Genomic DNA, 2,880 nt, shown 5'->3' with positions numbered 1-2,880 from the left:
GGGGGGGGGGCGGCCCCCCCGCGGGGCCCGGCCCCCCGGGGGGGCGCGCGGCCCCCCCGCGCCCGGGTCGGCGGCCGGCGGGTGGTTGAGCCGGGTCAGCGCGGCGCCGCCGGCGATCAGGGCCTCCTCGACGGCGGCGACGTACCGGTCAACCCCGCCGCCCGTCCCGTCCGGAGCGGCCAGCAGCAGCACCCGTGGCGCCCCGGCCGACGGCCCGGCGGAGCCCGCCGTCCCCGGTGGGCTCGAGGCCCCTGGCCGTCTGGTGTCCGGGGAGCCCGACACCCCGGTCCAGGGGGACACTGACCGCAGACTGCGCACCGACGAGGATCCTTTGTCCGACCCGACCGAACAATCTGTCATCTGACCATCGCGGATTGTAGTTCTGGATCCGCCGGTCGTGGGCGGACCTGCTCCCGTGTCGCGGACGCCGGCCCACCTGGTGGCCAGGTGTCCCGCCCTGCTGGAGGCTGGTGTGGTCGGCCGGGTTTGCGCGGGATGCGACCGGCACCGGCCCGACGCCTACCCTTGCTCGCCAGAAGTGATCTCTCAATCACCTATGGTGGCCACATGGCGGGAGCGGCGGACGGCGACCCGATCGGCGAGTACCAGGCCGATTCGCTCGCTGACCCTCTGCTCGCTGACCCTCTGCTCGCTGAGTTTCCGCTCGCCGGACGCGTGCCCCGCCAGGCCGACCCGCACGACGGTGATCGCCTCGCCGCGCCCCGATCGGTCGACCCCTCAGGGACCTGGCCGGCCCCGGCCGCGGGCGACCTCCGGCCATCCATCGCCCCGCCCGCCACGTCGGCCCCGCCCGTCACGTCAGATCCCCCCGCCGTCTCGGACCCGCTCGCCGTCTCGGAACCGCCCGCCTCGGCGGCGCCCCAGCAGGCGCCCCCGGGCCGGCGAGGACGGCCGCGTCGCGCCCGGATCGGCGGCGCCGTCGTGCGCGGGGCCGGGGAGCTTCTGATCACGCTCGGGCTGGTCGTCGCGCTGTTCCTGGCCTACGAGCTGTGGATCACGGACATCTTCCAGGCGCGGACCCAGAGCCGGCTGCACAACAAGCTGGCGGCGACCTGGGCGGCACCGGCCCGGCCCGCGACGCCGGCCCCGCCGCCGCCCGCCGCGCCACTGCATCCGGCGGTCGGCGCGGGCTTCGCCGAGCTGCACATTCCGCGCCTCGGTGCCGACTACGCGCCGGTCATCGTCGAAGGCGTCGGCGAGGCCCAGCTCCAGGAAGGCCCCGGCCACTATCCGGGAACGGCAATGCCCGGGGAAATAGGTAACTTCGTCGTATCGGGACACCGGACCACCTACGGAAAGCCTTTCAACGAGCTTGACGAGCTGCGCCCTGGGGACCAGGTAGTAGTCGAGGTATCCGACCGTTACTACGTCTACCGGATGACCAGAGCCGAAGTTGTCGCGCCGACCCGGCTGGATGTCACGTATCCGGTTCCCGAACAGGCCGGCAAGGTTCCGACGGCGGCGGTCATGACGATGACGACCTGCAACCCGAAGTACTCCGCGAAAACCAGGCTCATCGTGTTCGCGAAGCTCGACAAGACCGTCATGAAGGCCCCCGGTGTGGGAGTGCCGTTCGAGCCAGTGGAGGGCTGACCGGTGTACGGCTGGATCTACCGCCATCTGCCGGGTCCGACGCCGGTCCGGGCGCTGTTGGCTCTGCTTCTGGTCATCGTCGTGGTGACCTTGTTGCTCTTCGTGGCCTTCCCGGCGATTGAGCCCTTCGTACCGCTCAACGACGTGACGGTCCAGCGCTGAGCGTGACCGTCCCCGACTTGGCGGTCTAGCGGTTCCGTCACCCCGGCTCGGATGGTTCCGGCTGTCCGCGACCGGGTTGGGCCGGCCGCCGGCCGGATGGGCGGTGCGCGCCGACCTACCAGCCCAGCGGCAAAGAGGCCACTTCGTGGCACTCTCCGGATGCCTGCCCGTCTTTTGCCGCGCCTACCAGCAAAAACCTGCGGAGTAGCGGGCAGCGACGCCCATCCGGGCAGAATTCCCCCTCCAGATTTCACCTGGGTTCGGATAATCTCCCGAGCCATGCGCGGAGTGGTCGGACGGCGCGGTCCGGTATGAACCGCCCTATCCAGGGACGGCGAACTGGTCGCGCGTCAACGTATCTACCAGTGGTCCGGGCGATCCGGGCCGCGGGGTTCGCGCTGCCGCAATTCGGGGGTGTCGCCGGCGAGCGGCGCTCACGGCCGTCGGGGCGGCCGGTCAAACATCCGGAATGGTCGCGAACAGCGACGTCTTTGGCGCGCAGGCAGGTGAGCATCATCGTTGGGGGACTGATGCACAGGCAAATCTGGACGACGGCGCAGTGTGCTCGCACGGCGCTGGGTGAGTGCGTGGCGGTCCGATGGTGACCGCGATCGGGACCGGCGGCGGCAGCCCGCGTGACGTCGGCGCGGCCGCGCGGCCAGCCGGGCCACCGGCGGTGGCGGGGGCCGACCGGTCGACCGGTCGGGAGCCCACCACCCAACCGACGGACCTCACGGATCTGGCCGCGGGGACGGTGACGACCGAGGGGGCCGGCGCCGCGCCGGGGGCGGTCGCGCTGGCCCCGCGTGCGGGGGACAGCCCGACAGCGCCGATGCCGCGCAGTCGGCCGCGGCCGGTCGCGAACCCCGCCTACCCGGTGCCGAGCCCGGTCGGGGCGAGCGCGGGCGGGCTGGTCCGCCAGCCTCGGCTGCCCAGCGTGCTGGCCCCGGGCTGGCTGGTCGCCGGGGTGCGTCGCGCCGTGCGCCGCCGTCCCGGCCGCGCCCGCCCCGCCGCGGGCCGCGCCGCCGGTCAGCCCGGGGCCGGTCAGCCCCGTGCCGGGCCGCCTTGGCCGGGGCCACCTTGGCCGGGTCCGCCATCGTCGCG

The 2,880-nt window shown here is 73.5% G+C and carries 2 protein-coding genes and 2 pseudogenes; 3 read left to right on the top strand and 1 reads right to left on the bottom strand.

What is annotated here, in order from left to right; translation table 11 throughout:
- Positions 1-318 (bottom strand): annotated as a pseudogene (locus tag I6A60_RS40875) (hypothetical protein); the annotation flags it as partial.
- Positions 319-567: 249 nt separating this feature from the next.
- Here I6A60_RS40875 and I6A60_RS40870 point away from each other — a divergent pair.
- The 3 genes and pseudogenes from I6A60_RS40870 to I6A60_RS40860 all read left to right on the top strand — a co-directional run.
- On the top strand, positions 568-1,614 hold the full coding sequence (locus tag I6A60_RS40870) for a class E sortase (protein WP_203017259.1): 1,047 nt from the start codon (positions 568-570) through the stop codon (positions 1,612-1,614).
- Positions 1,615-1,617: 3 nt separating this feature from the next.
- Positions 1,618-1,776: a hypothetical protein gene (locus tag I6A60_RS40865; protein WP_203017260.1), complete on the top strand. Its 159-nt coding sequence runs from the start codon at positions 1,618-1,620 to the stop codon at positions 1,774-1,776.
- A gap of 598 nt (positions 1,777-2,374) precedes the next feature.
- Positions 2,375-2,880: pseudogene (locus I6A60_RS40860) on the top strand (GGDEF-domain containing protein); the annotation flags it as partial.

This window comes from Frankia sp. AgB1.9 (assembly GCF_016786355.1).
Classification (GTDB): Bacteria; Actinomycetota; Actinomycetes; order Frankiales; family Frankiaceae; genus Pseudofrankia.
Note: the sequence above shows the minus strand (reverse complement) of the source record. Positions and strands in the feature narration are given on the sequence as shown.

Excerpts from the sequence above, each read along its gene's own strand:
- I6A60_RS40870 (WP_203017259.1), top strand. The coding sequence starts at position 568 with ATGGCGGGAGCGGCGGACGGCGACCCGATCGGCGAGTACCAGGCCGAT.